2 protein-coding genes are annotated in these 1,959 nt (G+C 66.9%); one reads left to right on the top strand and one right to left on the bottom strand.

What is annotated here, in order from left to right; genetic code table 11:
* Nucleotides 1-199: 199 nt before the first annotated feature.
* Complete coding sequence (locus Ahu01nite_RS49980; protein WP_239159807.1) at nucleotides 200-1,153, bottom strand: beta-ketoacyl-ACP synthase 3; 954 nt, start codon at nucleotides 1,151-1,153, stop codon at nucleotides 200-202.
* A gap of 378 nt (nucleotides 1,154-1,531) precedes the next feature.
* Between Ahu01nite_RS49980 and Ahu01nite_RS49975 the strand changes: the two genes are divergently transcribed.
* A complete protein-coding gene (locus Ahu01nite_RS49975; protein ID WP_203843832.1) occupies nucleotides 1,532-1,747 on the top strand; it encodes a hypothetical protein in 216 nt (71 codons plus the stop codon).
* Nucleotides 1,748-1,959: the final 212 nt, after the last annotated feature.

Here is a 1,959-nt window from a genome sequence, read left to right as displayed (position 1 = left end):
GCCCTCCTGCGGCGGGCCGAAGGAGGGTGGACCCGCTATTTCAGTGCACTCACATCGGCACGGCGGGCGTCAGCCGGCCTGGGCCTGCCCTGGTGCGCTGTGCGGCGAGCGGATTGCGGCAAATGAGTGCGGCAAAAACACTCTGTTCCATGGCCAGTTGCGTAAACCAACCGTCACCAACGGACATCGCAACCGTGGGTCAGGGCAATATGACGACCTGAGCCGCGTACGAGAGGCCGGCGCCGAAGCCGACGAGCAGTGCGGGACCCGTCGTGTCGGGCAGGGCTGCCATGGCCTGGGGGATGGAAGCCGCGCCGGTGTTGCCGTTGGTCGTGATGTCAGTGGCCACTCGCACGTGCGGGCCGAGTTCCAGGGCCTTTGCGGTGGCGGAGATGATGCGCAGGTTGGCCTGGTGGGGGATGAAAGCCGCAAGGTCATCCGCCGAGATGCCCGCCGCGTCCAGCGCGCGCCTGGCCAGGTCGGGGACAAGGGAGGTCGCCCAGCGGAAGACCTCAGGGCCGGCCATGCGCAGGATGCCCGTTTCATCGTACCGCAGCAACTCGCTCCCGGAGCCGTCAGCACCCCACACCACCGGGCCGATATCGCACGTCTGCGCCGGACCGATGACCACCGCGCCCGCGCCGTCGCCGAACAGGAACGCCGTGCTGCGGTCACGCTCGTCGACGATGTCGGTCATACGCTCGGCGCCGACCAGGACCACGTAACCGGCCGAGCCGCTGCGGACGAGCGCATCGGCGGTCGCAAGGGCGTACGGGAATCCGGCGCATGCCGCTCCCAGATCCATCGCGGCTGCCTCGGTGGCTCCCAACGCGTCGGCCACCAGGGGTGCTGCGGTGGCCGAGCGGCCACGGTGGGACATCGTCGCCACCAGGACGGCCGAGACGTCGCACGGGTCAACGCCTGCACCGGCCAGGGCCTTGGAGGCGGCCGCCGTGGCCATCATGACCAGGTCCTCGTCGGGTGCGGCGCGCCGGCGCGACTCGATGCCGCAGCGGCGGCGGATCCATTCGTCGCTCGACTCGATCAGGGCGGCGATCGCCTCGTTGCCCACCTCGGTTCGCGGGCGGTACGAGGCCACGCTCAAGATGCGCGATCCGGGGTGACCGGCACGGCGCTGCAAAGGATGGGCCATGACTAACGATCCAAGCATGCCCGGCTGGGTGCCCTCCGCTCTCGAAGTTCCTCGCCGGTAACAAAGCGTTCAAGCGGGCGTGGAGTAGACCCGCGCCGAAGCTCAACGGGCCCCAGTTTGCATAGGTGGCGATCAATCAGCTCGTGGGACATCACGCCGGGTCCGACACGCTTACCCAGTTCGGGCTCGACGGCCTGCTCGCAGGAGTCGAGAGTCATTCCCCGCCGCTTCTAGCAGGATTGACCCGCGCTGAAGAACCCAACGCCCATGAACTGTTCGGCCGTGTAGTGGCTGAGCTGGGACTGACTCCGGATGACCCGCCTCCCTCGAGCTTGGGCGTTGGTGCGGTGGTGGGCGCAGCTCTTCGCCGAGGGAGAAATGGATGTCCGCACTGGCGGGGATCTCATCTACTGGTACGGCCGGTCGGCCATCCCATACGAGCAGTCCGAGCCGCTGCAACCATTGATCTCCAGCATCGTGCAAGGCCAGGACACGGCCGAGACCTGGGCGGTCTGGGACATCGGCTACAGGAGCCGGGTACTCGACGCGGAGGCGAAGGCCGTCGAGGAAGCAAGAACCTTCATTGAGGGTTAGCCCGAGACATGGATAGCGCGAGGGGCATACCTGGTATGAAGCGGCTTCAAGCGGTCACGCTCCCGAGACGTTACGAGCTTGGCTACGAGCGGAATGCGGCATGAGAGCGTGCTGCCGGAATAGTGGGCGAAGATCGGTTTGTTGCTCGATCGCGGCAGGGTTGCTGCCATTGCCGAGGCGAAGTATGGCATGGGTGGGCCTCGTGAAGAAGA

The organism is Winogradskya humida (assembly GCF_016862215.1).
Classification (GTDB): domain Bacteria; phylum Actinomycetota; class Actinomycetes; order Mycobacteriales; family Micromonosporaceae; genus Actinoplanes; species Actinoplanes humidus.
Note: the sequence above shows the minus strand (reverse complement) of the source record. Positions and strands in the feature narration are given on the sequence as shown.